Origin of the sequence: Hyphobacterium lacteum (genome assembly GCF_036330345.1) — a bacterium.
Classification (GTDB): domain Bacteria; phylum Pseudomonadota; class Alphaproteobacteria; order Caulobacterales; family Maricaulaceae; genus Hyphobacterium; species Hyphobacterium lacteum.
Genome location: NZ_JAZDRP010000003.1, coordinates 216,721 through 240,091, shown reverse-complemented (window position 1 = coordinate 240,091; position 23,371 = coordinate 216,721). Strand labels below are relative to the sequence as shown.

Genomic DNA, 23,371 nt, shown 5'->3' with positions numbered 1-23,371 from the left:
GGAGGCCTCTTACATGGCCAAAAAAGGGAAACTTAGCCGGCGTTCATTTCTGACCCGCGTTGCGGGCGGTGTCGCCATTACGGGTGCCGTTGGCGCTGGTGCCAGCGCAGCTGTGATGCTGGGCCGGACTGACGCTGACAGCGGCAACATCACCGATCCGGGTGGCAATGGCCGTACGGGCATCACCGACAATGATGGCGGCGCTTACGCTGACCAGGTCGGCCGCGGCACGGGCTATACGGGCTATACCGACAGCGATTCGGGCGGCTGCGCCGACCGCGCTGGTCATGGCCGTGGCAACTCCGGTTACACGGACAGCGACAATGGTGGCTGCACGGACCCGGCTGGCCGGGGCCGCGGCGGCTAGACCGCTACGGCATAACCAACAGGATACCGGCTGTCGCAAGGCAGCCGGTATTTTTGTGCCCGCTTTCTGAGAATAATTATTATTTGCGCGATAGTTGAGAGTCGTTTTCAAAAGCGGGTCCAAATACCGGTGTTTTCTTGCGAATATTCGAAATTATTCCGGTTTCCGGTTTGACGCTTCCCGCCCCTCCTGCCTAACATCCTCTTGCGTGGGACCCGGCCGCAAGCCGGACGCAAGACAGGGGAGGCCAGACCATGGCCAAAAAAGGCAAACTCAGCCGCCGCTCATTTTTGACCCGGGTGGCAGGCGCAAGCCTGGCGGCAGGTGCCGCTGGAACGATTTCAGGCGGCGCGGCCGCACAGAATTATACCGGTCAGACTGATTCCGACCTCGGTTCCTATGCCGACCGTGCCGGCTATGGCCGGACCGGCAGAACCGACAGCGACAGCGGGCGCAATGCTGACCGCGTTGGCTATGGACGGGGTGGCCGCCGCAATTCCGGTGTGACCGACAGCGATACGGGAAGCTATGCCGACCCGATTGGCAACGGCCGGGGTGGCCGCCGCAATTCGGGCGTTACCGATCGGGACACGGGTAGCTATGCCGACCCGGTTGGCAATGGCCGTGGTTCGCGCCGTTCAGGCGTCACAGACCGCGACACGGGTGCCTATGCGGATCCGGTTGGCAATGGCCGCGGACGCCGCCGTTGCACCGATTCGGACACGGGCACTTATGCCGATCCGATCGGGCGGGGCGATCGCTGCTAGCTAAAAAGAACTGGAAATCCCAATGGCAAAGAAATCCAAGCTTTCGCGCCGATCATTCCTGACCCGGGTCGCCGGGGCGGGCGTGGCGACAGGCGCTGCTGGCATTGTGTCAGGCTGCACGACCACCGGTGCCTATACCGGTCTGACGGATGCCGATACCGGCGTCTATGCCGATCCTGCCGGCTATGGCCGGGGCACTTATCGATCCGGCGTCACTGATGCCGACACGGGCGCTTATGCCGACCCGGTCGGTGGTGGCCGCGGTGGCCGTGGTGGTCGCGGGACCGGCGTCACCGACCGTGACACCGGAACCTATGCCGACCCGGTCGGCGGAGGACGCGGCGGCGGGCGCCGGACTGGCGTGACCGACCGTGATACCGGAACCTATGCCGACCCGGTCGGCGGTGGACGTGGCGGCCGCGGTGGCCGGGGTGGACGCAATACGGGAATTACCGACAGGGATACCGGCACTTATGCCGACCCGGTCGGGGGTGGCCGTGGCGGACGCCGGCGTAATTGTACCGATAGCGATACCGGCACTTATGCCGACCCGATCGGTAACGGACGCCGCTGCTAGACCGCGTCAAGATAGCGCTGCCGCAGCCGGTAGACTTCTTATCCAATCATGATTTCATCGGAGTGCCGGGCGGGCTTAACCGCCCGCACTACCGGTGTCTGGGGGAATGAATGAGCAAACATCCGTGGGGCGATAACATCCTCGATTACGTCATCGGGCCGTCCGGTGCCGAGGACTTCTTCAAGAATTACTACGAGCAGAAGGCACTGATCGTTAAGCGCGACGAGCCGGATCGCTATCACGAGCTCCTGACCATCGCCCGGATCGACCAGTTACTCGCCAGCCATGACTTCAATGGCGACAGCGTCGACATGGCAAGGGCCGACCCGCAGATCAGCCGCGAGCAATTCATCCTGTCGAACGGCACGGCGGATCGCGGCAGCATCGCCAATCTCTACCAGGAAGGCGCCACCCTGATCCTGCCGCAGCTTCACCAGTCGGAACTGGTGCTGAAAAATTTCTGCCGCGCCCTGGAATCCGAGCTGAGCTGCCATGTACAGACGAACATCTATCTGACCCCGCCGAACAATCAGGGTTTCCGCACGCATTATGACGACCATGATGTCTTCGTATTGCAGGTGGAGGGCGAGAAGCTCTGGCATCTGTATGACCAGACGGTCGACAAGCCGTTCCGCGGCGAAGGCTTCAATATCAACGAGCACCAGCCCGGCGAGCTGGTCGAGGAATTCGTCCTGAAAGCCGGTGAATGCGCCTATGTTCCACGCGGCCTGATGCATGATGCCCGTACGCAAGGCTCTGGTGACAGCCTGCACATCACGGTCGGCCTGATCGTGAAGACCTGGGCGGACCTGATGCTGGAAGCGGTATCAGAGGTTGCCCTTCACCATCCGGAATTCCGGCAATCCCTGCCGCCGCGCTATGCTCGCGCCGATTTCGATCGCTCGCAGGCCGAAGACCACTTCAAGCTGCTGGTCAGCAAGATTGCCAAGGACGCCAATCTGGATGCGGCCTTCGACATGTATATCGACAATTTCATCCGCTCGCGTCCGCCCTACTCCGAAGACGCCATCGTCAAGCGTGGCTCGACTGAGGAAAAAGGCGCAAAATTCAAGGTGCGTCCCTATATGCCCTGGCGCCTGGCCGAGGATGGCGACCAGCTGGTGCTGATCACCGCAGGTGGCGAGCTGACATTCCCGTCAACGGCCGAAGCCGGACTGGACAAGGTGCTCGATGGCGAGGTGTTCGACATCTCCGCCTTCGCCGAAGCCGGCGAGGAAGAGGCCCAGAAGGCTCTGAACCGGTTGTTCGGTTACGGTGTGGTGGAGCGGGTCAACTAGACCCGCGCCATCACTTCCTCGATGACCCGCTCGGCGGTAATGCCGAAATAGTCGTAGAGCACCTCTGCCGGCGCGGACGCGCCAAAACCGGTCATGCCGACAAAGCCGCCATCGCGGCCGATAACGGCATCCCAGCCCTGACGAATGCCGGCTTCAACCGCCACCCGCGGCAAGCCGTCGGGAAGGATTTCGGCCTGGTATTCCCCGTCCTCGATCATGAAGCGGTCGAGGCAGGGCGCGGAGACGACGCGGACGGGCACGCCCCTCGCCTTCAGCTTTTCCTGCGCCTCGACGGCAATCGCAACTTCCGAACCGGTGGCGATGATCACCGCTTTGGCGTCCGGCTCATCGCGCAGCACATAGGCGCCGCGCATGGATTTGTTGATGCTGCCATCATCGTCGCGAAGGAAGGGCAGCGTCTGACGGGACAGCGCCAGAATGCCGGGGCAATTCGTATGCGACAGGGCCGCTTCCCAGCACTCTGCCGTTTCCAGCGCGTCGGCTGGACGGAAGGTCTCGGCCAGCGGAATGGCACGCAGAGCCGCAAGGTGCTCAACCGGCTGGTGGGTCGGCCCATCCTCACCCAGACCGATCGAGTCATGGGTGAAGACATAGGTGACGTTCTGGTTCATCAGCGCCGACAGGCGAATGGCCGGGCGGCAATAATCGGCAAACACCAGGAAGGTTCCGATATAGGGGCGTACGCCGCCATGCAGCGCCATGCCATTGGCGCAGGCCGCCATCCCGTGCTCCCGGACCCCATAGTGGATGTATTGCCCGGAATACTTGCCTGACTGGATGGCCTGCTGGTCCGGTGTCCTTGTATTGTTGGAGCCCGTCAGGTCGGCCGATCCGCCTACCAGTTCGCGCATGGCCGGCACGATCTGTTCCAGTGTCTTGCCTGAGGAGGCGCGGCTGGCGAGATCGGGTTTCTCGGCTGCCAGCTCCTTGCGCCAGGCCTCGAGCGCCCGCGCCGCTGCTTCGTTCAGGCCGCCGCCAAAAGCCTCTTCGAATTCGCTTTGACGGGGTGAGTTGTCCAGCCGCCCCTGCCACGCCTCGCGGGCCGCAGCCCCCCTGGCCGTCACAGCTTTCCAGTCGGCACGGATATCATCGGGAACATCAAAGGCGGCGTGCGGCCAGCCGATAGCCTTCTTGGCCGCCGCGAGCTCATCCCCGCCCAGAGGCGAACCATGGCTGGACGCCTTGCCGGCCTTGGTCGGCGCGCCGAAACCGATAATCGTCTTGCAGGAAATCAGGACAGGCTTGTCAGAGGCCTTCGCGCGCTCGAGCGCAGCGTCGACCTCGTCCATATTATGCCCATCCACGGCATCGGTCGCCCAGCCGGCCGCCTCGAAGCGCTTGAGGACATCGGTGTGTTCGGCCAGCTCTGTCGAGCCATCGATCTGGATGGAGTTGTCATCCCAGAGGACGATCAGCCGGTTCAGCCCCATATGGCCGGCCAGCGAGATCGCCTCATGGCTGACCCCTTCCTGCAGATCGCCATCGGACGCGATAACCCATGTGCGGTGATCCACCAGATCATCGCCGAAGCGCGCATTCAGGATGCGCTCGGCCAGCGCCATGCCGACAGCCGTGGCAATGCCCTGGCCCAGCGGACCGGTCGTGGTCTCGACGCCTGAGGTGTGTCCGTATTCCGGATGGCCCGGCGTGCAGGAATGCAGCTGGCGGAAATTCTTTATCTGATCAAGCGTGACATCGGCATAACCGGCCAGGTGCAACAGGGCGTAGATCAGCATGGAGCCATGCCCGGCCGAGAGAACGAACCGGTCGCGGTCTTTCCAGTAGGGATCCGCGGGGTCGAACTTCAGATGCCGGGACCATAAAACGGTCGCCGCATCGGCCATACCCATCGGCATGCCGGGGTGTCCGGATTTCGCCTGCTCGACAGCGTCCATCGCCAGGGCGCGAACGGCATTCGCCATCGGTTTCAATGTCTTGAGGTCCAGCGATGTCATGGCACCCTTCCAGGTTAAGTTAGCAGCGCTTTTCTTTTAGCGGGATTCGCAAGCCGGATGGGAGCCCTGCGCCGATTACCCACAGCAAAATGCTGTCTTTCCGACGTGGCCGGGTTCGCGCTAGACTCACAGTGCAAGGCGGGAGGGGGAAATGCGGACCATTCTTTTTGCGATCGGTGTTCTGACCGGGCTGTTTCTTTTATGGTGGGTCTGGCCCGCCACCGTCGATCCGGCCTATTGGGACGAACCCGAGCCGCCAGCGCTGACCGGCGTTCTGGAACCGCGCGGCCGGCTGGCCGACGCCGAACAGATCCGCCACCCGCTGCTGCACACATCCGAGGATGTGGCCATCGGTGCGGACGGGTCGGTCTATTCCGGCCAGCATGATGGCAGCATTGTCCGCCTGTTCCGCAATGGCGATGACTGGGACGGCGAAACCGTGGCGCAGGTGACCGATGGCCTCTCTGTCCTCGGCCTGCAATGGGATCAGGACGGCCGGCTGCTGGCCGCCGCAATCGACGGCATCTACCGCATCGATGTCGGCTCTGGAGATGTCACCCTATTATCGACGGGCGAGACCGAACATCCACTCGCCTTCGCCGATGATCTGGATGTCGGACCGGACGGGACGATCTATTTCTCGGAAGCGTCCTGGCGCTGGGGCGCCGGTGAGGGCGCGCCGGAATATGCCTATGACATGGCCGAGAACCGCCCTTATGGCATTCTCTACGCGCTGGATCCGGAGACCGGCGGGATGCGCGTTCTGCAGGACGGGCTCTATTTCGCGAACGGCATCGCCATGTCTGCCGAGGGGCGCGCCGTCTATGTGCTGGAAACCTATCGCTATCGCCTGTCGCGCTACTGGATCGAGGGCGAGCGCGCCGGCGAGTTCGAGATCGTGGCGGAAAACCTGCCGGGCATTCCCGATGGCTTGATGGGTGACGGGACGGGGCGTCTCTACATCGCCATGGACACACAGCGTGTTCCGATCATGCGCTTTTTACACCGCGATCCGTTCTGGACCCGGATGATCACCAAGCTGCCGGAATGGGTCTGGCTGCGCCCCGGGCCGACAAGGGCCTTCGTCCTGGTGGTGGATGAAGAGGGCCATTATCTCGACAGCTATCACGATCCGGACCAGCGCTTCGGCATGCTGGCGAATGTGGTGCCGGATGAGAACGGCGATTTATGGCTGGGTTCGTTGACCCAGCCGGTGATCGGGCGCTATTCGCCGCCGGAATGATGCGCAACACGATCAACGCCCTCTTACCGCGGCCCGCGGTCCGTTTCGCGCGCCGTTTGTGGCGCGGGACAGCGGGTGTGCTGGGCCTCGCCGAAGCGGCCGATCCGGCGCTGGCCGATCTCTCCGGTGAAGGCGACTGGAAAGCCGCCGGTGAAGCCATTGCGCTGTGGGCGCGGGCGTTGGCCGGCGTGCAGACGAATGCCCGTGTCCTCGACATTGGTTGCGGGCCGGGCCGCATGGCCGAAGGCCTGCTGGACTGGCTGGATGCGGACGGCCGCTATATGGGATTCGACCCCTCGGCAAAGGCCATAAAGGCGGCAGAAACACGCCTTGGCAGCGATTCTCGCGCGAGCTTCGTCCACGCCGATATCTTCAACACCGAATACAATCCGCGCGGTCAGGCACCGGATGCCGAATTCGTCTTCCCGGTCGAGGATGACAGCATCGATTTTGCTTTTGCGACCTCGGTCTTCACCCATATGCGGATTGACGGTGTGCGCCGCTATATCGATGAGGCTGCGCGCTGCCTCGCACCGGGCGGGGCCTTCCTGTTCACGATTTTTCTGCTGGATACACAATCGCGGTTAGCCTGCGAGGATGGCAAGGCGGCCTACAAATTCCAGCATCCAATCGACGAGGTGTCCGCTACGATCGATAGGCGCACGCCGGAACGCGCCATCGCCCATCAGCGCAAGGTCATTCGCGATGCGCTGCAGTCAGCGGGACTGGAGATCAGCGATAAAATCCATGCCGGCACCTGGCGAGGTCTTGCCAACGCCATGGCCTTCCAGGACCTGATTGTGGCGAAAAAGCCGGTCAGCTGATCTCGACCAGCACCGCGCAGGCGTCATCGGAGGTTTTCAACCGCCCCATGGCGGCATCGTCCTCGGGATTGCGTTCGCGGGCCCGCAGGGCATTTGCCAAAGCCGGCAGGCCGTCCGGCTCACACGCCTCGGCCATCAATTGCGCGGCCGTATAGGCCTGATAAGGCTCAATGAGGCGGAAGAACCCGTCCGACATCAACAGGATACGATTTTCGCGGCGCAAGCGGACCTGCTCGATCCCGGCATGGGCAGCGGCCTCCGGATGGAGCGAAAAAACCCAGTGGTTGCCATCGGTATTCATGACATTGCGGATCTCTCGAGCCTTGGCGAAACCGGCGGCGCGGTCCTGCTCACCTATCGCCTTGCCCCACATACGGTATTCGGCGCGGATGCCCTCGACATCCCCGATTATCTGGCAGTGTCCGTCAATCTCAACAATCGCCATGCAATCGCCCAGACCGGCGAACTCCAGATGGTCATCCTGACGGCGCATCCAGATACCGCCCGCACTGGGCAGATTATGGCGCGGCTGGCCGGCGATCGGCACAGCGGCATCCTCATTGGCCTTTGCGGCCATGTCCCGGATGCAGCGCTCCAGATAGGCGCGGGTTGATTCCAGCTGTTCCGGAGGCCGGGTGAAGCGCTCGGACAGGCGCTCGGCATACCAGGCCGCATCGCTCTCCCAGCCCAGGATCTGTCCTTCGCCGGTATCGATGGCTTCAGGGAAGAGGCGCATTGTGCCGACATCGGTGGCGCCATCGACCACCCAGGCCGTGCCGGCGCCCTCGTCAAACCCGTAGCGGTCATCGCCGGTGCCACTCCCGGACGGGAAATTCACCGCATCCAGGAAGGTGAGGCCCGGCAGCATCTAGTCTTCCGGGAAATCGGCGTTGGCATAGACATTCTGGACGTCATCGAGATCGTCGAGCACTTCCAGAAGCTTGATGACGCTGTCAGTCTTGTCGGCCTCGACCGGGGTCAGGGTCTGGGGTTTCCAGATGATATTGACCGATTTGGCGTCACCCAGTGCCGCCTGGAGATTTCCGGCAACCTCGGCCAGATCATCGCGGGCACAATAGACGATGCGTTCGCCCGGCTCGCCCTCGTCCTCATCACCTTCTTCATAAGTGACATCTTCAGCACCGGCCTCGATGGCCGCCTCGAACATGGCCTCTTCGTCGGCGACTTCTTCGGAATAACGGATCTCGCCGACCTGATCGAACATGAAGGCCACAGCACCGGTTTCACCCAGATTGCCGCCATTCTTGGAGAATGCCGTGCGCACTTCAGAGGCAGCGCGATTGCGGTTGTCGGTCGAGACTTCGACGATGATGCCGATACCGCCCGGGCCGAAACCCTCATAGCGGATTTCCTCATAGGCCTCGACATCATTACCGGTGGCCTTGTCGATGGCCCGCTGGATGTTGTCCTTGGGCATGGACTGGCCCTTGGCGTTGGCAACCGCCAGACGCAGGCGCGGATTCATGTCCGGATCGGGACCGCCGATTTTGGCGGCGATCGTGATTTCCTTGGAGAGCTTGGAAAACAGCTTGCCGCGCGCCTTGTCCTGACGGCCTTTGCGGTGCTGGATATTTGCCCATTTCGAGTGGCCGGCCATGGTGGCGTAACTCCATTCAGTGGTTCTGCTGTCAGCTGGTCGCGTGCATACCGCATAAGCAGCTGTTCTTCCAAGCCGCCTCGTCACGTTTCCTTCACCGCCGCGCTTTATGCCGGACGCAGACAAGGAGTTTGCTGCCATGATGCTGTTTCTCGATACCGCCGAACTGGACGTCATCGCCGCGCGGGCCGATAGCGGTCTGGTGGATGGTGTCACTACCAATCCTTCGCTGATGGCCAAGGCCGGCGCCGACATCAAGGAACGCATCGCCGACATTTGCGGCCTGATCTCCGGCCCGATCAGCGCGGAGGTGGTGGCCACCGATGCGGCGGGGATGGTTGCCGAGGGTCAGACGCTGGCGGCGATTGCCGAGAATGTTGTGGTGAAGCTGCCGCTGACCATGGACGGGCTGAAGGCCTGCCGGGCGCTGGCCGACAATGGAATCGCGACCAATGTGACGCTGTGCTTTTCGATCAACCAGGCGCTACTGGCGGCGAAGGCCGGTGCGAACTTTGTCTCGCCCTTCATCGGCCGGCTGGATGATATCGGCGAGGACGGGGTCGGCCTGATCGAGGATATCCGCCTGCTCTATGACGAGCATGGCTTTGCGACACGCGTTCTGGCAGCTTCGATCCGGACGGTCGAGCATGTCGAAGCCAGCGCCATGGCCGGCGCCGACGCCTGTACGATCCCGCCGAACATCTTTGACGCGCTGGTCCAGCATGATCTGACCGACAAGGGCCTTGCCGCCTTCCTGAAGGATTGGGAAGCCGCCGGTCAGGGCAAGATCTAGAGCGCCGGCTCGGCCTGTCCGAGCAGACCACCGATTCGGACGGGCTGGATGTTCGTGGCCAGCCCCGTCCGGTTATCGGTCTCGATCACCACACCGCACAGCGTGGCGTCGCCATCCGCCGGCTGGAACCGGCCCGAGCGCATGCGCGTGGTAAAGCGGCGCATGGGCTCTTCCTTGTCCATGCCGATAATGGAATCGTAATCGCCCGTCATGCCCAGATCGGTAATGTAGGCGGTTCCCTGCGGAAGGATGCGGTGGTCTGCCGTCGGGACATGCGTGTGCGTGCCGACCACGAGGCTGGCCCGGCCATCACAGAAAACGCCCATGGCGTTCTTTTCCGAGGTGGCCTCGCCGTGGAAGTCAACCAGAGCGGCATCGCAGATCTCACCCAGCGGCGCGGCGGACAATTCACGCTCGACCGCCACAAACGGATCATCCAGCGGGTCCATGAAAAGCCGGCCCATGACATTCATCACAAAGACCATGGCCCCGTTCTGCGCAGGGAAGACACCTGCGCCACGGCCCGGCGCCGTGGCCGGCGGATAGTTCGCCGGGCGCAGAAGGCGCGGCTCACGCTCGATATAGGACAGGGCTTCGGACTGGTCCCAAGCGTGATTGCCCAGCGTCAGGACATCCGCGCCGGCATCGAAAAGGTCGTTGGCAGTCTTCTCGGTAATGCCGAAACCGCCCGCCGCGTTCTCCGCATTCACCGCAACGAAATCCAGTGATAGGCTGGCGCGCAATCCGGGCAGGTATTCGCTGACCGCCTGGCGGCCGCTCTTGCCCATGACATCGCCGAAAAATGCTATCCGCATGGAAGAACTGTGTACTGTCTATCGCAGCTTATAAAGTCTGATGCTTCATCTAGCAATTTTGCCAAACGGTCTACTACAGATAATAGTTCGGTCAGAATTTCAAGCTGTCGCATGGCTTGGAGAATCAGAACCGATCGGCTGCCAATGAGATTTCCCTCCCGCTATCAATGCCTGTCTATACTAATTGAGCTCGGACTGCCCGCGGAGACGATCATCGATGTCGGTGTGCACGAGGAAACGCCGGACCTGATCGAGCTGTTCCCGGCAAAAAAACACGTGCTAATCGAACCGGAAGTGGCGCATGCGGATGCGATTGCGCGGAATTACTGCAATATCGACTATGTGCTGCATCAAGTGGCCGCGTCATCGCTCGATCGATCAGCTCATCTTACCAGTGAGCGTAATGACAGCGCGGAAAGCGTGACACACTCCCATATCTGTACCGGCGGAGATGGGGTGATTATTGATTGCCGCACACTCGACAGCCTGTTGGCTGAATACGCGGCCGAAGCGCCCTTTTTGCTGAAAATTGATACAGATGGGCATGAGCCGGACGTGTTGAAGGGCGCAAGACACACGCTGTCCAGCTGCGCGGTTGTAGTTATTGAGATTGCGCCGCAAGCGCTGGCGGATATCAGCACCGCGCTGGACGATGCTGGCTTGCAGCTCTTCGATATTGTAGACTTATGCTATTATCACGACACGCTGACCCAGTTTGACGGCGTGTTCATAAATCGTACTCTTTTCAACAACGACGGTCTGTTCCCATGGGACCATCAGTCCTTCCGCTGGTCTGACTGGAAGGCGTTGATGAGCGGATCTGACCGCCGCCGTCATCTCTGGCGGCGACTAAGGGGGAGGGTCCGGCGGCCGGCAAATCAGGGCTGAAAAACACGACTGGGTGTAATCACCAGATCCAGCGACTGATCATTTTTTGCGGTCGGGACCGAAGCGACCAGCTGTTCTTCGAACGCTATCCCTACGGCCGTGACAGGAACACCCCCAGCCCGTAGCCCCGAGAGCGTTCGGTCATAATATCCGCCACCATAGCCAAGGCGATGGCCTTTCGCATCGAAGGATAGCAACGGCACGATCAACAGGCTGGGTGTCATTTCGGGCTTATCAGATAGCGGTTCAAGATTGCCGCAGAGGCCATTGCCCAAACCATCGGCCGGTTCCCACTTCCGGAACATAAGCGCATTGGTGCGTTCCGCCACAACAGGTAGGCACAACGAGACCTGCTCGCAAAAGAATGTTTCCATCAACGGGAAAGAGTCAATCTCAGTTCCAAATGGTACATAGCCGGAGACGACCTGACCGATGCGCGGCCAGATATCCGATGGAAACCGGTCGACCAGGGCCCGGGCCAGCACATCGCGGTCGCCCAAAATTTGCGCCCGGCGCGTCAGCGCCTTTTTCCTTGCCCAGCGTTTTCGAAATCCAGAAATCAAGTGACGGCTCCGCGATCACCGTCGGACTTTGTAAATTCCCATCGAACCCACAAGTGCAGGTGGGCGCCGCGTATCAGGGACCACGATCCCAATCAGAGGCAGCTCCCTAGATGAGATGTAAGGTCGCGGGGAATTAAAGTCCTGACGCATGCCGCAGAGACCGCCACAGCGATATGTGGACTGCCCGCGCCTCATGCTCAAGGGGTCTCGTCTGCAGCCAGTGCCTCAAGGCGTGCAGAAATACCGTTCAGCGCCTCGACCAGACCATCGGATGCTGTCTCGTCCGGCGCGGCAGACCCGCCTTCGCTCTTCAAGCGGGTGAGATGACTCTCCAGCGCTTCCAGCCGGTTCTGGGCGGTCTTCAGCTCATCGACCACGACCAGAGACGCCATCAGCAACAGGCGTAATTCGCCGATCTGGCCGACCTGCCGGGAGAGATCGGTGACATGATTGTCGAGATGGCGGGCGAGATCGCGCAGATAGCTTTCCTGCCCGTCCTCGCAGCCGATAGTGAAGGCGCGGCCGTTTAGCGTGACAGAAACCTTACCCATCTTGGCTCTCCACGGCGGCCTCGGCGGCTCTGTGCAATTCCTCAATCGCCTCGCCCAACGCCCTTGAGGCGTCCTCGGCGGCGCTGGCCATGGCGGCCTCACTGGCGCGGGCCTTGTCCAGTGCCTCGGCCAGGCGCGCGCGATCCTCATCCGAATCACAGGTATCGCGAGCAGAGGAAATCAGGCGGTCCAGCCGCGCTTCAACCTGCGAAATCGCGCGATCGAGACGTGAAATGGCCGCCGCCATCGGATCGTTTAAATTAGACATTGAAGGTCTAGATTCGATCTAAATACAATTTTCTTCAAGTCGAATTGCACTATTTTGCGGTTAAGTTATGCTTTCTTGGCAGTTTTCAATCGAAATAGAGGAGCCAAACCCGCATAAGCCATAGCGGAGGCTAAAAAACAGGCGCTGCTGGGCTGTGTGCATCATTTTTGGGTTTCGACATGCCGTCTTTAGATCGAACCAAAATCCTTCGACCAAATTTTTTGGTAAGTCGCGCCTCAATCAATTGGAATGATTCAATTGTCTCGGTCGCAAGCTCAAACTGGCCCGAGCGTGTTGTTTTCGTCAAAAACACGCACTCCCTCGTGTCAACGCCGATCGAATGAATGGCAAGATTTATTTCTCTCTCCGCTTCAGTCAAATCCCGCAGAAACGGAAAAACAACTAAAAATCGCAACATTTCCACCACCCCCAATGGTGAAACGTTAATGGCAGAACCTTGGGCGGTCAACTTATCGGCGACCCGATCGACAACTTCATAGTTAGTTCGTAGGCGCCGCCTTAAAGTAAGCTTTAAACCATTCCACAAAAGCGGGAATACCTTCTTCGATTGGCGTCATTTTTCGATCACCAAACTCATCAATGAGGCGCCTATTACTTGCCGCAGTTCTTTTTACATCGCCCGGCTGCATATCGTCATATTCGATAATAGCCTCTCGACCACACGCCCTTTCTATAATTGCAAGAAAATATTTAAGCTGCTGGGCCGATGACCCTCCAATATTATAAACATTATGTACTGTCTTATCTGCCTGTATAATTTTGAAAACGTAGTCTACTATATCTCCAATATAAGTGAAATCACGCACCATATTGCCGCGATTAAAAAGCTTAATCGGTTTATTTTTCAAAATGGAGTCGACGAATATCCAATAAGCCATATCAGGCCTGCCCCATGGGCCATAAACCGTGAAAAAACGAAGACCTGTGGCACGGATTCCATAGAGATGGTGATATGAAAAGCTCATCAATTCGTCGGACCGCTTCGTCGCTGCATAAAGCGAGGCGGGGCTATCTGCTGGCTCGTCTTCGGAAAAAGGCACTGAATTTCGATCGCCGTAAACCGAACTCGATGATGCATAAACAAGATGTTTGACCGAATCGCAGGCTCGCACCGATTCGAGCACTGACAGGTGCCCGACCAAATTTGACTTCGCATACTCGAATGGTCTTTCGATGGAATAGCGCACCCCCGCCTGCGCTGCCAAATGGAGCACGTAATTCGGGCGATAGGATCGGGTCGTTTTGGCAAACCGGCCATAATCGGAAATATCAATTTCTTCAAACTCAAATTGACCGACCTCTCCAACAAATCGAAGGCGATCATTTTTTAATTTCGGATCGTAGTAATTGTTTAAATTATCAACGCCCAATACATCATAACCGCGGATAATTGCCTCTCGCATGCAGTGTGAACCTATGAAACCCGCAGCACCGGTCACCAGCAAACGAGGCTTATTGATCATCTTCATTGCACTCTATTTGATCAAGTAAATCGATCCGCATTTCAGTAAGATCGACCGAACCCGCTTCACCTGTATTTGTTGGCCATACGCCTAGATAGACATAATCAAGCTGGCACATGTTCGGAATAGCTAATCGCCGAATGATGGGGTTTTCTGGAGATATTGAGCTCTCTTCCCATCCGTTTTGTCCCATTCCGGGAAAGAATACGCCCGTTTGGATTGCTTTTTGGTCCGCCTCATTGCCGTCGGGAGAAAAGACAAATTCCACTGAGAACCGCCGGCCTCTAAGCGCCTGAAGCTCGTGAGAAAATAAGGGAATAAAGGCCCCTGCCGATGGCACAATATTGGGATCACCGAGGCGGTGGGTAGCCATGATACGGATAGCGCTCGGCTCGCCGGTAAGCATGATCGTTGTCGCCTCAACGCCCTGTCCGGTCACAATTCCATCCAATCGCAAGGGCGATATGGTAATTCCAGTCTCAAGAATGTCCGCCCTGTAGGCCGAACGCTGGGACGCTGTTGAACCCAATGGAATGCCTATTAGGCATACAGCGATAAGTAAAAAAGCGGGGTAGAAAATATAATCAGGCGACCGCAATAGCATTCTAGTTGATCATCTTTTGCTTTTGAACGTCCTCAATTGCCTGGACAACCATTTGATGAGCTTTGTCAATAAGCACGGGATCCCCTTCAGCCATAATCCGAATAACCGGTTCGGTCCCCGACGCCCGGACTAGCAGTCGTCCGCCAGCGCCGAGTGCCACTTTAGCATTGGCAATGGCGGAAACGACAGCGTCGGCTTTAAGAATTGCGGTTGCGTCGCTAACCGTAATGCTCGTAGTTTTTTGGGGCAACGGCTCGAAAACACGGCATACCTCACTTACAGGCCGGTCTTCCACTTTAATAATTGCCAGTAACTGGAGCGCTGCGATCAAAGCATCGCCGGTAGTAGCAAAATCGCTCAATACGATGTGGCCCGATTGCTCACCCCCAAGATTTGCTCCTACGCGTCGCATTAGCTCGACGACATGACGGTCTCCAACAGGCGAACGCTCCAACACGATACCGATATCATTGAGATAATTTTCTAGCTGCAGATTGGACATGACCGTTGCAACAATTGAGTTGGCCTTCAAACGATCAAGCTTGACCCAATTCGTTGCTAGGCACCCTAATAGCTGGTCCCCGTCGATAATGCGACCCTTTTCATCGACAATAATTAAGCGGTCCGCATCTCCATCAAATGCGATGCCAATATCAGCGCGCGTTTCTAAGACCTTTGAAGCAAGCTCAGATGGATCGGTCGCACCACATTCATCATTGATGTTAAAACCATCCGGCTCGGTGTTTATATCAATGACCTCCGCGCCCAATTCCCATAAAGTTGTCGGAGCGACTTTATAGGAAGCACCGTTCGCACAGTCGACAACAATGCGAAAACCCGACAACGTCAGCTCGCGCGGAAAAGTTGCTTTCGCAATCTCTACATAACGCGCTTGGGCATCATCTATTCTGGTTGCTCGCCCGAGATTAGCTGCTTCCGCTAGCTCGAGCTCATCAGGTGATTGCATCAGACTTTCGATGATCGCTTCTGCGTCATCAGATAGCTTAAAACCGTCAGGCCCGAAAAATTTTATACCATTATCGTAAAAAGGGTTATGGGAGGCCGTTATCATCACCCCTACGTCGGCCCTAAGCGATCGCGTTAATTGAGCGACAGCAGGTGTTGGCATAGGACCAAATTGAAAGACATCCATGCCAACCGCGGTAAACCCGGCCACCAACGCCGTCTCAAACATATAACCCGATAGCCGTGTGTCTTTTCCGATAACGACATTATGACGACGCGGCGATTGTTGCTTAAAATAAACTCCAGCCGCCATCCCCAGCTGCATAACTATTGTCGGCGTCATAGGTGGTGTATTTGAACGTCCTCTAACACCATCGGTCCCAAAATATTTCTTATTAGCGCCCATGACACCCTCGTTTCTGATCGGTATCGTTATCAAGAAATCCCAAAGGAGCCTACGTGATAGTTCAGCGCTTCACGCCGATCTAAGTTCATTGGGGCAACAGATTGTTAGTCAATTAAAAATAGCTATAACCCCCAAAACAACTAAAGCTTTGCCCCCAGCCTAAGTGATATTTTTATGGCAGTTGAAACTAACAACCAAAATAGTGAGGCTCTCGTAGACATAGTGGTTGTCAACTATAATGGGAGGCGATTTCTATCAAAATGCCTAAAATCACTATCTCTTCAAACCGAAAGTCGTTTTCGAGCCTTTATCATTGATAATGCTTCGAATGACCATGTCGATGAATACTTGTTGCCGCCCGATGAACGCTTTATTATTATAAAAAACCAGCAGAATTTGGGCTTCGCTGTCGCATGCAATCAAGGTGCAAAGCTTGGCAACGCCCCCTGGATAGCAATGCTAAATCCCGATGCCGTGCCTGAGAAAAATTGGCTTGAAAAGACCATTCGTTTTGCAGAGCAAACGCATTCAGCCATGGTCGGTTGTAAGCAGATTTCACTTTCAAATCCTACCCAGCTTGATGGGGTTGGCGATGTTTATTCACCATGGGGACTTGCATGGCGCGGTGGGTATGGATGGGATTGCTCGACTCACATCGGCTCGGGGGAAGTCTTTGGTCCTTGCGCCGCTGCTGCATTATATTCCCGCGATGCTTACATCCTCGCCGGTGGCTTTGACGAAGATTTTTTTTGTTACATGGAAGATGTTGATTTAGCCTTTAGACTTAGAATACAGGGATTTAAAGCGGTCCAATGTAATGATGCTATAGTGCATCATTTTGGATCGGGTATTAGCGGGCCTCGTTCAGAATTTACGATATATCACGGAACCCGAAATCGAATTTGGACTTGGGCTAAAAACGCGCCGCCCATTCTTTTTTGGCTGGGCGCGCCTGTACACGCTACCGCGAACATCGCCTTCCTGTTGAGAAGCCTGTTTCACGGGCGCTTTATGATTACAGGAAAAGCGATAATTGACGCCTTAGGCGATTTTCCAAGGATCTTGAGAAAGCGCAAGGAGATTCAATCAAACCGCAAATGTAGAACGATAAAAATACTGCGTTCTATGAATTTTTCGTTAGTTGATCTAATTCGCCGTGCACCTGATATCCGCCCTCTAAAAAATCAACCTTCGAGATCCGGCGATGAAAACGCCCAGCATCGCGAATGATGTGTTCGATATGACCTGAGCCCCATTTGGTCCCTCACTTGAATTGAGAGTCTGTCGGTACGGAGACAGACGATGCGCAAGAGCAAATTCACGGAAGAGCAGATTATCGCGATCCTAGCTGAACAGAAACGCGGCATGTCGACGGCAGATATGTGCCGGCGTCACGGTGTGAGTTCGGCGACCTTTTATAAGTGGAAGGCGAAGTTCGGCGGGATGGACGTCTCGGGCGCCCGTCGGTTGAAGGTGCTTGAGACGGAGAAGGCACGGCTCAAGAAGTTGTTGGCCGACAGCCTTCTGGACAACTCGATCCTGAAAGACCTTCTGGGAAAGCCCTGACGACGCCCCGGATGAGGCGGGACGCGGCGTGTAAGGTGATGGAGACTTATGCCATCTCCCAACGCCGGGCCTGTCTTCTGGTCAGCGTCGATCCGAAGACGGTGCGGCGAGAAGCCGAGCCGGACAATCCGGACGTGCGTTCTCGCATGCGTGAGATCACGGCCACACGCCGCCGGCTCGGCTATCGGCGGATCGGCCTGATGCTTGAACGTGAGGGCATCACGATGAACCACAAGAAGCTTCGCCGGCTCTATAAGGATGAAGGGCTGGCGGTGAAGCGCCGCCGTGGCCGCAAGCGGGCGACGGGCACCCGAGAGCCCATGCCGGTGCCGGATGGCCCTACAAAGCGGTGGAGCCTCAACTTCGTATCCGACGTCTTCGGTCCAGCCCGGCGCTTCCGCATGCTCAATGTGATCGACGACTATACCCGCGAATATCTGGCGCTGGTGGCAGATACTTCGCTGTCAGGTGCGCGTGTGGTTCGACAGCGTGATCGCTGCATCCGGCTCTACGGCAAGCCTGAGACCATCGTGTCCGACAACGGCACAGAACTGACCAGCCGAGCCGTTCTGGAACGGCAAAACCAGACCGGCATCGCATGGCACTACATCGCACCGGGCAAGCCTCAACAGAACGGCTTCGTGGAAAGCTTCAACGGCAAGCTTCGCGTTAAAGCCCACAAGCATCACGCCGTCGTGTCATGCCTTTCCTCCGGTCTCGAGATACACCCGAACTCCGTGTCGTCAAAACCAGCAGAAGGCCATAACTCCTTTGTCTCTCATCTCGATGATGCTACCAGCATGATAGATATTAGTTCGGAATTTGCTTTGACCTACGACAAGAACAACCTCGCGCTGGAGTTTGCGCAGATTTGCTCGCGCGCTGCTATACCCGTAATGGAGGTCTACGCCACCGACTTTACGCCAGAACAGAAAGCCGATCGTTCGCCTGTTACCCAAGCTGACACCCTTGCGGAAAAAATCATGCTCGACGCGCTGCAATCAACCCATCCGAACATTCCGATAATCGCCGAGGAACAGTTTTCCACTGGCGTGCGTCCCGATGTGGGTGATGAATTTCTACTTGTTGATCCTGTTGACGGGACCAAGGAGTTCATCGCTAAGAATGGCGAGTTTACGCTGAATATCGCCCTGATCCGAGGGGGCCATCCCGTCGTCGGATGCGTTTTTGCACCGGCGATGGAACGTATTTATCTCGGAGGTGAAGGTGCTTTTGCAGGGCCCCTAATTCCAGGCTGCATTTTAAATCCGGCGGCACTTGTGCCTATTGCAACGCGCAAGACCCCACCCCCATCAGGGCCGGTAGCAATTATTAGCCGGTCTCATGCCGATGATCAGACGCAGGCTTTTATCGAGGCACAGGGCGTTGTCGAGAAATTTTACGCAGGATCCTCGCTGAAATTCTGTCGCTTGGCCGAAGGTGTCGCCGATATTTATCCACGCTTCGCACCAACCATGGAATGGGATACTGGTGCCGGTCATGCTGTACTCAATGGCGCAGGGGGTGCCGTCACGAAGCCAGACGGTACGCAATTTCGCTACGGCAAATCTGAGAACGACTATAGGAACGGCCACTTTATTGCCTGGGCAGCACCGCCTGGCTAGGCACTATCCGAGCAGCCCGCGTTTTGCGAGCTCATCTATGACGCGTTCTGCGGCATCTTCGGCTGAAACCTCGGCCGTATTGATGTGAATCTCAGGTGATTTCGGTGCTTCATAGGGGCTATCGAAACCAGTGAAGTTTTTTATTTTTCCGGCTTTTGCTTTGGCATAGAGGCCTTTCGGATCGCGCTGGATGCAGACTTCGAGGGGCGCATCGACAAAGACTTCAACAAACTCGCCCTCGTCCACCAGCTCGCGCACCATCTGACGCTCCGATCGGAAGGGCGAGATGAAGGAACAGGTGACGATCATCCCGGAATCTACAAACAGCTTCGCCACTTCGCCGATCCGGCGGATATTTTCCACTCGGTCCGCGTCGGTAAAGCCGAGATCTCGGTTTAGACCCTGACGGACATTGTCGCCATCCAGCGAGTAAGTGTGGCGTCCATTATCGGCCAGCTTGCGTTCGACAAGGTTAGCGACGGTCGATTTGCCGGCACCGGACAGGCCCGTGAACCAAAGAATGGTCGGTTTCTGGTTTTTCAGCTCGGACCGGCGCGCCTTATCGATATCCATCGCATGCGTATGGATGTTGCTGGCACGGCGCAGCGAAAACTCTATCATGCCCGCAGCCACCGTCTGATTGGTGAAGCGGTCAATCAGGATAAAAGAGCCGGTCTCACGTTGATCGGCGTATTTGTCGAACGCGATCGGCTTCGAGGTCGAAAGAGTGCACACGCCGATCTCGTTCAGGTCCAGCGACTTGCCCGGTTCTTTTTCAAACGTGTTGACGTTCAGCTTGTGCTTTAGCGTCGTCACGGAGGCCGGCGTCATCTGGCCACCGGCAGCCTTTAAAAGATAGGACCGCCCCGGAAACATTTTTTCGTCCGTCATCCACAGAATTTCGGCCGCAAACTGGTCGGAAACCTCGGTGGGCGATTTGGGATCAACCAGCATGTCGCCGCGCGCAATATCGATCTCGCGATCCAGGACGATGGTGACGGCGTCACCGTTGGCGGCTTGATCAAGATCACTATCGGCCGTCACAATGCGCGACACAGTCGCAACCTTGCCCGAATGCGCGACGCAAACGTCATCGCCCTTTTTGAGGCGGCCGCCGACAATCGTTCCGGAAAATCCGCGGAAGTCAAGATTCGGTCGGTTGACCCATTGAATAGGCAACCGGAAAGGCAGTTCGAGGACTTCGTCCATGGTGGTATCGACGCTTTCGAGATGTTCCATCAGCGTCGGGCCGTCATACCATTTCATGGAATCGGCGCGCTGGAAGATATTATCGCCATAGCGTGCTGACAGCGGCACGGGCGTGACCGACGCAAAGCCGAGATCTTCGACGATATTCATGTAATCGGAAACAATCTCGTGGAAGGCCGCGCGCGAATAGCCGACCAGGTCCATCTTGTTTACCGCCAGTACGGCATGGCGAATGCCCATCATATTGGCGATGTAGGTGTGGCGCTTGGTCTGAGTCAGCACGCCCTTACGCGCATCGACCAGAATAATCGCAAGGTCAGCGGTTGAGGCGCCCGTCGCCATGTTGCGCGTATACTGCTCGTGGCCGGGTGTGTCGGCGACGATAAACTTGCGGCGTTCGGTATTGAAGAAGCGATAGGCGACATCAATCGTGATTCCCTGCTCACGCTCGGCTTCCAGACCATCCAGCAAGAGGGCGAAATCAATTTCCTCGCCCGCCGTGCCGTGTTTCTTCGAGTCTTGCTTGAGAATGCGGATCTGGTCTTCAAACAGTAGTTTGGAATCAAACAGCAGGCGTCCAATCAGCGTCGACTTTCCGTCATCAACCGAGCCGCAAGTTATGAAACGCAGCACACCGCCTTCGCCAGCTTGTGTCAGGCGTTCGCGAACCTTGCGGGCGACATCTCCATCCGCCATCAGAAATACCCTTCGCGCTTTTTCTTCTCCATAGAACCGGCTTCATCGAAATCGATCAGCCGTCCCGCGCGCTCGGACGTCCGCGCAGTCAGCATTTCCAGTACAATATCTTCCAGCGTTTCCGCTTCACTCTCGACCGCACCCGTCAACGGATAGCAACCCAGCGTGCGGAAACGGATTTTCTTCATTTCCGGCGTCTCGCCATCTTCCAGCGGCATGCGCTCGTCATCGACCATGATCAACGTGCCATCACGCTCTACGACCGGGCGCTCGCTCGCGAAATAGAGCGGCACGATCGGAATTTCTTCCTCGAGGATGTATTGCCAGATATCGACCTCGGTCCAGTTCGAGAGCGGGAAAACGCGGATCGATTCACCCTGGCGGATGCGGGTATTGAAAATATGCCAGAGTTCCGGGCGCTGATTGCGCGGGTCCCAGGCGTGATTGGAATTACGGAATGAAAAGACCCGTTCCTTGGCGCGCGATTTTTCCTCGTCACGCCGGCCGCCGCCAAATGCTGCATCATACTTGCCTTCATTCAGGGCTTGCAGCAAGCTATCGGTGCGCATGATCTGTGTGTGAAGCGCGGAGCCGTAAACGAACGGATCGATGCCTTTCTTGCGGCCTTCCTCGTTAACATGCACGCGTATATCGATGCCGAGTTCGGCCGCGAGCTCGTCGCGGAACTTACCCATTTCCTTGAACTCCCACAGGGAGTCGATGTGCAAAAACGGAAAGGGGGGTCTGGTCGGCCAGAATGCCTTCATCGCCAGATGAAGCATGACCGTCGAATCCTTGCCGATGGAATACAGCATCACCGGATGTTCGAATTCCGCCACGACATCGCGCATGATGTGGATGACTTCCGCCTCCAACAGCTTGAGATGCGGCGACAATTCGCGTGAAGGCCCGGATTGCTGCTTGAAGCGCGCAGCATAATTGGCAACGGTTTCTTTGATGTCAGCCATATCTAAATTCGACCCGCCTAAGGAATTTGGGCCGCACCCTAATCACAGCCCCGACAATTCAACGCCGGAGGCCAGAGGGACACAAAAATTTCGCTTCGGCAAGAAGGGCTTAGATCAGCCGCCCAGCGCTTTGCGAACAGCCGCAATGACCCGGTCCTGACGCTGGCCATATAGATAGCCATCCATGGGCAGGGATACAACGCGTTCGCAAGCAGCTTCCGTAACATGGAGCCCGGTAGGCGCGCGCCCGAATCCGGTATAGGGCTTTTGAACGTGCAACGGCTTTGGATAATAAACGGCTGTTGGAACGCCCTCATCTATCAGCTTCTTGCGAAATTCGTCCCGGTTATCAACTTCAATCGTGTATTGCGCCCAGACGGAGACGCCGCCGTCGATGACATGATGTGGCGAAACCAGATCCCCAAACCCGTCTGCATAGCGCGCGGCGGCTTCATTGCGGGTACGAATCTCATCCTCGAATACGTCCATCTTGGCCAGCAGAACCGCCGCCTGGATGGTATCGAGGCGTGAATTCATACCAATGCGGATATAATCATAGGTCGTCTGGCTCTGACCATGAGTGGCCAGGCAGCGAATCGTTTTCAGAAGCTCTTCGTCCTTGCACAGAAGCGCGCCGCCATCGCCATATCCGCCGAGCGGCTTGGCGGGATAAAAGCTGATCGTGGTGACATCCGCCCAGTGAATCGGGTGATTGCCGTTCAATGTGCAACCAAAGCCCTGCGCGGAGTCAGCAATCAATTTGAGACCATGTTTGCGGGCAATCCCAGATATCTGCGGGTAATTTGCGGGCTGGCCGAATAGATCGACTGCAATCACGACACGGGGATTAAGCTTGCCGTCGGCTTTCACCTGCTCAATGGCAGCGCTCAGCGATTCCGGATCCATGCAATATGTATCGGGTTTGACATCAATGAAGACCGGTGTCGCGCCCAGCCAGGGGACGACTTCAGCCGTCGAGGCAAATGTAAAGCTGGGCACAAAGACGGCATCGCCTGGCTTGAGACCCCAAGCCATCAAGGGCAGCACCAGCGCGTCGGTTCCGTTAGCACAGGCCAGCGCGTGCGGCGCCTTGCCAAAATCGCGTAAGCGTTCTTCGAGCTCCTTGACCTCGGGGCCGAGAATGTAGCGGCCGCTTTCGATAACGGACGCAATGGAGGATTCCAGCTTTTCGCGAATGCGTTCGCGTTGCGCGGCGAGGTCAATAAAGGGAACGGGCGTGGTCATGTCGGTATTCCGGTTCGTTGAGCGCCCGCAATAAGGCTCGCGACGCAGGCGAGG

General features: G+C 57.4%; 24 protein-coding genes, 1 other RNA gene and 1 pseudogene. 11 read left to right on the top strand and 15 right to left on the bottom strand.

The features are described from left to right. Nucleotides 1–13: 13 nt before the first annotated feature. The 4 genes from V0U79_RS05950 to V0U79_RS05935 all read left to right on the top strand — a co-directional run bounded on the left by V0U79_RS05950 (nucleotide 14) and on the right by V0U79_RS05935 (nucleotide 3,009). Nucleotides 14–367 carry a hypothetical protein gene (locus V0U79_RS05950; RefSeq protein WP_330198560.1) on the top strand — a complete coding sequence of 118 codons (354 nt, stop codon included), beginning with the start codon at nucleotides 14–16 and terminating at the stop codon, nucleotides 365–367. A gap of 254 nt (nucleotides 368–621) precedes the next feature. Further along, nucleotides 622–1,134: a hypothetical protein gene (locus tag V0U79_RS05945; protein WP_330198559.1), complete on the top strand. Its 513-nt coding sequence runs from the start codon at nucleotides 622–624 to the stop codon at nucleotides 1,132–1,134. A 22-nt stretch (nucleotides 1,135–1,156) separates the two neighbouring features. Then, the gene (locus V0U79_RS05940) at nucleotides 1,157–1,711 is read left to right on the top strand and encodes a hypothetical protein (protein WP_330198558.1); all 555 of its coding nucleotides are present in this window, start codon (nucleotides 1,157–1,159) and stop codon (nucleotides 1,709–1,711) included. Between the two features lie 110 nt (nucleotides 1,712–1,821). Continuing rightward, complete coding sequence (locus V0U79_RS05935; RefSeq protein ID WP_330198557.1) at nucleotides 1,822–3,009, top strand: cupin domain-containing protein; 1,188 nt, start codon at nucleotides 1,822–1,824, stop codon at nucleotides 3,007–3,009. On the opposite strand, the gene tkt is transcribed toward V0U79_RS05935, so the two are convergent. Beyond that, a complete protein-coding gene (gene tkt, locus V0U79_RS05930; RefSeq protein ID WP_330198556.1) occupies nucleotides 3,006–4,985 on the bottom strand; it encodes a transketolase in 1,980 nt (659 codons plus the stop codon). The two genes, V0U79_RS05935 and tkt, sit on opposite strands and share 4 nt — an antisense overlap. 151 nt (nucleotides 4,986–5,136) lie before the next feature. On the opposite strand from tkt, the gene V0U79_RS05925 reads away from it, so the two are divergent. Next, nucleotides 5,137–6,228: an SMP-30/gluconolactonase/LRE family protein gene (locus V0U79_RS05925; protein ID WP_330198555.1), complete on the top strand. Its 1,092-nt coding sequence runs from the start codon at nucleotides 5,137–5,139 to the stop codon at nucleotides 6,226–6,228. Further along, on the top strand, nucleotides 6,228–7,052 hold the full coding sequence (locus V0U79_RS05920; protein ID WP_330198554.1) for a class I SAM-dependent methyltransferase: 825 nt from the start codon (nucleotides 6,228–6,230) through the stop codon (nucleotides 7,050–7,052). The genes V0U79_RS05925 and V0U79_RS05920 overlap by 1 nt, the downstream gene beginning before the upstream one ends. Here the strand turns inward: V0U79_RS05920 and V0U79_RS05915 are convergent. Continuing rightward, nucleotides 7,045–7,920 carry a hypothetical protein gene (locus tag V0U79_RS05915; protein WP_330198553.1) on the bottom strand — a complete coding sequence of 292 codons (876 nt, stop codon included), beginning with the start codon at nucleotides 7,918–7,920 and terminating at the stop codon, nucleotides 7,045–7,047. The two genes, V0U79_RS05920 and V0U79_RS05915, sit on opposite strands and share 8 nt — an antisense overlap. Next, nucleotides 7,921–8,670 (bottom strand): YebC/PmpR family DNA-binding transcriptional regulator, encoded by a 750-nt coding sequence (locus tag V0U79_RS05910; RefSeq protein ID WP_330198552.1) that lies wholly within the window; start codon nucleotides 8,668–8,670, stop codon nucleotides 7,921–7,923. Nucleotides 8,671–8,809: 139 nt separating this feature from the next. On the opposite strand from V0U79_RS05910, the gene fsa reads away from it, so the two are divergent. Next, nucleotides 8,810–9,463, top strand: coding sequence for a fructose-6-phosphate aldolase (gene fsa / locus V0U79_RS05905; RefSeq protein ID WP_330198551.1), 654 nt, complete (start codon nucleotides 8,810–8,812; stop codon nucleotides 9,461–9,463). Here fsa and V0U79_RS05900 read toward each other — a convergent pair. Further along, a complete protein-coding gene (locus tag V0U79_RS05900) occupies nucleotides 9,460–10,278 on the bottom strand; it encodes a TIGR00282 family metallophosphoesterase (RefSeq protein ID WP_330198550.1) in 819 nt (272 codons plus the stop codon). The two genes, fsa and V0U79_RS05900, sit on opposite strands and share 4 nt — an antisense overlap. Nucleotides 10,279–10,389: 111 nt before the next feature. On the opposite strand from V0U79_RS05900, the gene V0U79_RS05895 reads away from it, so the two are divergent. Then, nucleotides 10,390–11,166: an FkbM family methyltransferase gene (locus tag V0U79_RS05895; protein ID WP_330198549.1), complete on the top strand. Its 777-nt coding sequence runs from the start codon at nucleotides 10,390–10,392 to the stop codon at nucleotides 11,164–11,166. Here the strand turns inward: V0U79_RS05895 and V0U79_RS05890 are convergent. From V0U79_RS05890 to glmM, 8 genes are all read right to left on the bottom strand, one after another. Next, nucleotides 11,157–11,729 carry a 5-formyltetrahydrofolate cyclo-ligase gene (locus V0U79_RS05890; protein ID WP_330198548.1) on the bottom strand — a complete coding sequence of 191 codons (573 nt, stop codon included), beginning with the start codon at nucleotides 11,727–11,729 and terminating at the stop codon, nucleotides 11,157–11,159. The genes V0U79_RS05895 and V0U79_RS05890 overlap by 10 nt on opposite strands. A gap of 2 nt (nucleotides 11,730–11,731) precedes the next feature. Continuing rightward, nucleotides 11,732–11,892, bottom strand: a non-coding RNA gene (gene ssrS, locus V0U79_RS05885) — 6S RNA. 34 nt (nucleotides 11,893–11,926) lie between these two features. Then, on the bottom strand, nucleotides 11,927–12,280 hold the full coding sequence (locus V0U79_RS05880) for a cell division protein ZapA (protein ID WP_330198547.1): 354 nt from the start codon (nucleotides 12,278–12,280) through the stop codon (nucleotides 11,927–11,929). Further along, nucleotides 12,273–12,548: a DUF4164 family protein gene (locus V0U79_RS05875; protein WP_330198546.1), complete on the bottom strand. Its 276-nt coding sequence runs from the start codon at nucleotides 12,546–12,548 to the stop codon at nucleotides 12,273–12,275. The genes V0U79_RS05880 and V0U79_RS05875 overlap by 8 nt, the downstream gene beginning before the upstream one ends. A 130-nt stretch (nucleotides 12,549–12,678) precedes the next feature. Next, nucleotides 12,679–13,017, bottom strand: coding sequence for a hypothetical protein (locus V0U79_RS05870; protein ID WP_330198545.1), 339 nt, complete (start codon nucleotides 13,015–13,017; stop codon nucleotides 12,679–12,681). 31 nt (nucleotides 13,018–13,048) lie between these two features. After that, complete coding sequence (locus V0U79_RS05865; protein WP_330198544.1) at nucleotides 13,049–14,038, bottom strand: NAD-dependent epimerase/dehydratase family protein; 990 nt, start codon at nucleotides 14,036–14,038, stop codon at nucleotides 13,049–13,051. Beyond that, nucleotides 14,022–14,471, bottom strand: coding sequence for a hypothetical protein (locus V0U79_RS05860; protein WP_330198543.1), 450 nt, complete (start codon nucleotides 14,469–14,471; stop codon nucleotides 14,022–14,024). Before V0U79_RS05860 ends, V0U79_RS05865 begins: the two co-directional genes overlap by 17 nt. A 166-nt stretch (nucleotides 14,472–14,637) precedes the next feature. Then, nucleotides 14,638–16,008, bottom strand: coding sequence for a phosphoglucosamine mutase (gene glmM / locus V0U79_RS05855; RefSeq protein WP_330198542.1), 1,371 nt, complete (start codon nucleotides 16,006–16,008; stop codon nucleotides 14,638–14,640). A 174-nt stretch (nucleotides 16,009–16,182) separates the two neighbouring features. Between glmM and V0U79_RS05850 the strand changes: the two genes are divergently transcribed. The 3 genes and pseudogenes from V0U79_RS05850 (at nucleotide 16,183) to cysQ (ending at nucleotide 19,199) form a co-directional block, all read left to right on the top strand. Further along, a complete protein-coding gene (locus V0U79_RS05850; protein WP_330198541.1) occupies nucleotides 16,183–17,238 on the top strand; it encodes a glycosyltransferase family 2 protein in 1,056 nt (351 codons plus the stop codon). A gap of 72 nt (nucleotides 17,239–17,310) precedes the next feature. Next, nucleotides 17,311–18,242: pseudogene (locus tag V0U79_RS05845) on the top strand (IS3 family transposase); the annotation flags it as partial. Nucleotides 18,243–18,374: 132 nt separating this feature from the next. After that, complete coding sequence (cysQ, locus tag V0U79_RS05840) at nucleotides 18,375–19,199, top strand: 3'(2'),5'-bisphosphate nucleotidase CysQ (RefSeq protein WP_330198796.1); 825 nt, start codon at nucleotides 18,375–18,377, stop codon at nucleotides 19,197–19,199. Nucleotides 19,200–19,202: 3 nt separating this feature from the next. On the opposite strand, the gene cysN is transcribed toward cysQ, so the two are convergent. The 3 genes from cysN to V0U79_RS05825 all read right to left on the bottom strand — a co-directional run bounded on the left by cysN (nucleotide 19,203) and on the right by V0U79_RS05825 (nucleotide 23,317). Further along, on the bottom strand, nucleotides 19,203–21,104 hold the full coding sequence (cysN, locus tag V0U79_RS05835; protein WP_330198540.1) for a sulfate adenylyltransferase subunit CysN: 1,902 nt from the start codon (nucleotides 21,102–21,104) through the stop codon (nucleotides 19,203–19,205). Continuing rightward, entirely contained in the window at nucleotides 21,104–22,072 is a 969-nt protein-coding gene (gene cysD, locus V0U79_RS05830; protein ID WP_330198539.1) for a sulfate adenylyltransferase subunit CysD, read from the bottom strand. The genes cysN and cysD overlap by 1 nt, the downstream gene beginning before the upstream one ends. A gap of 114 nt (nucleotides 22,073–22,186) precedes the next feature. Next, entirely contained in the window at nucleotides 22,187–23,317 is a 1,131-nt protein-coding gene (locus V0U79_RS05825) for a DegT/DnrJ/EryC1/StrS family aminotransferase (protein WP_330198538.1), read from the bottom strand. Nucleotides 23,318–23,371 lie beyond the last annotated feature (54 nt).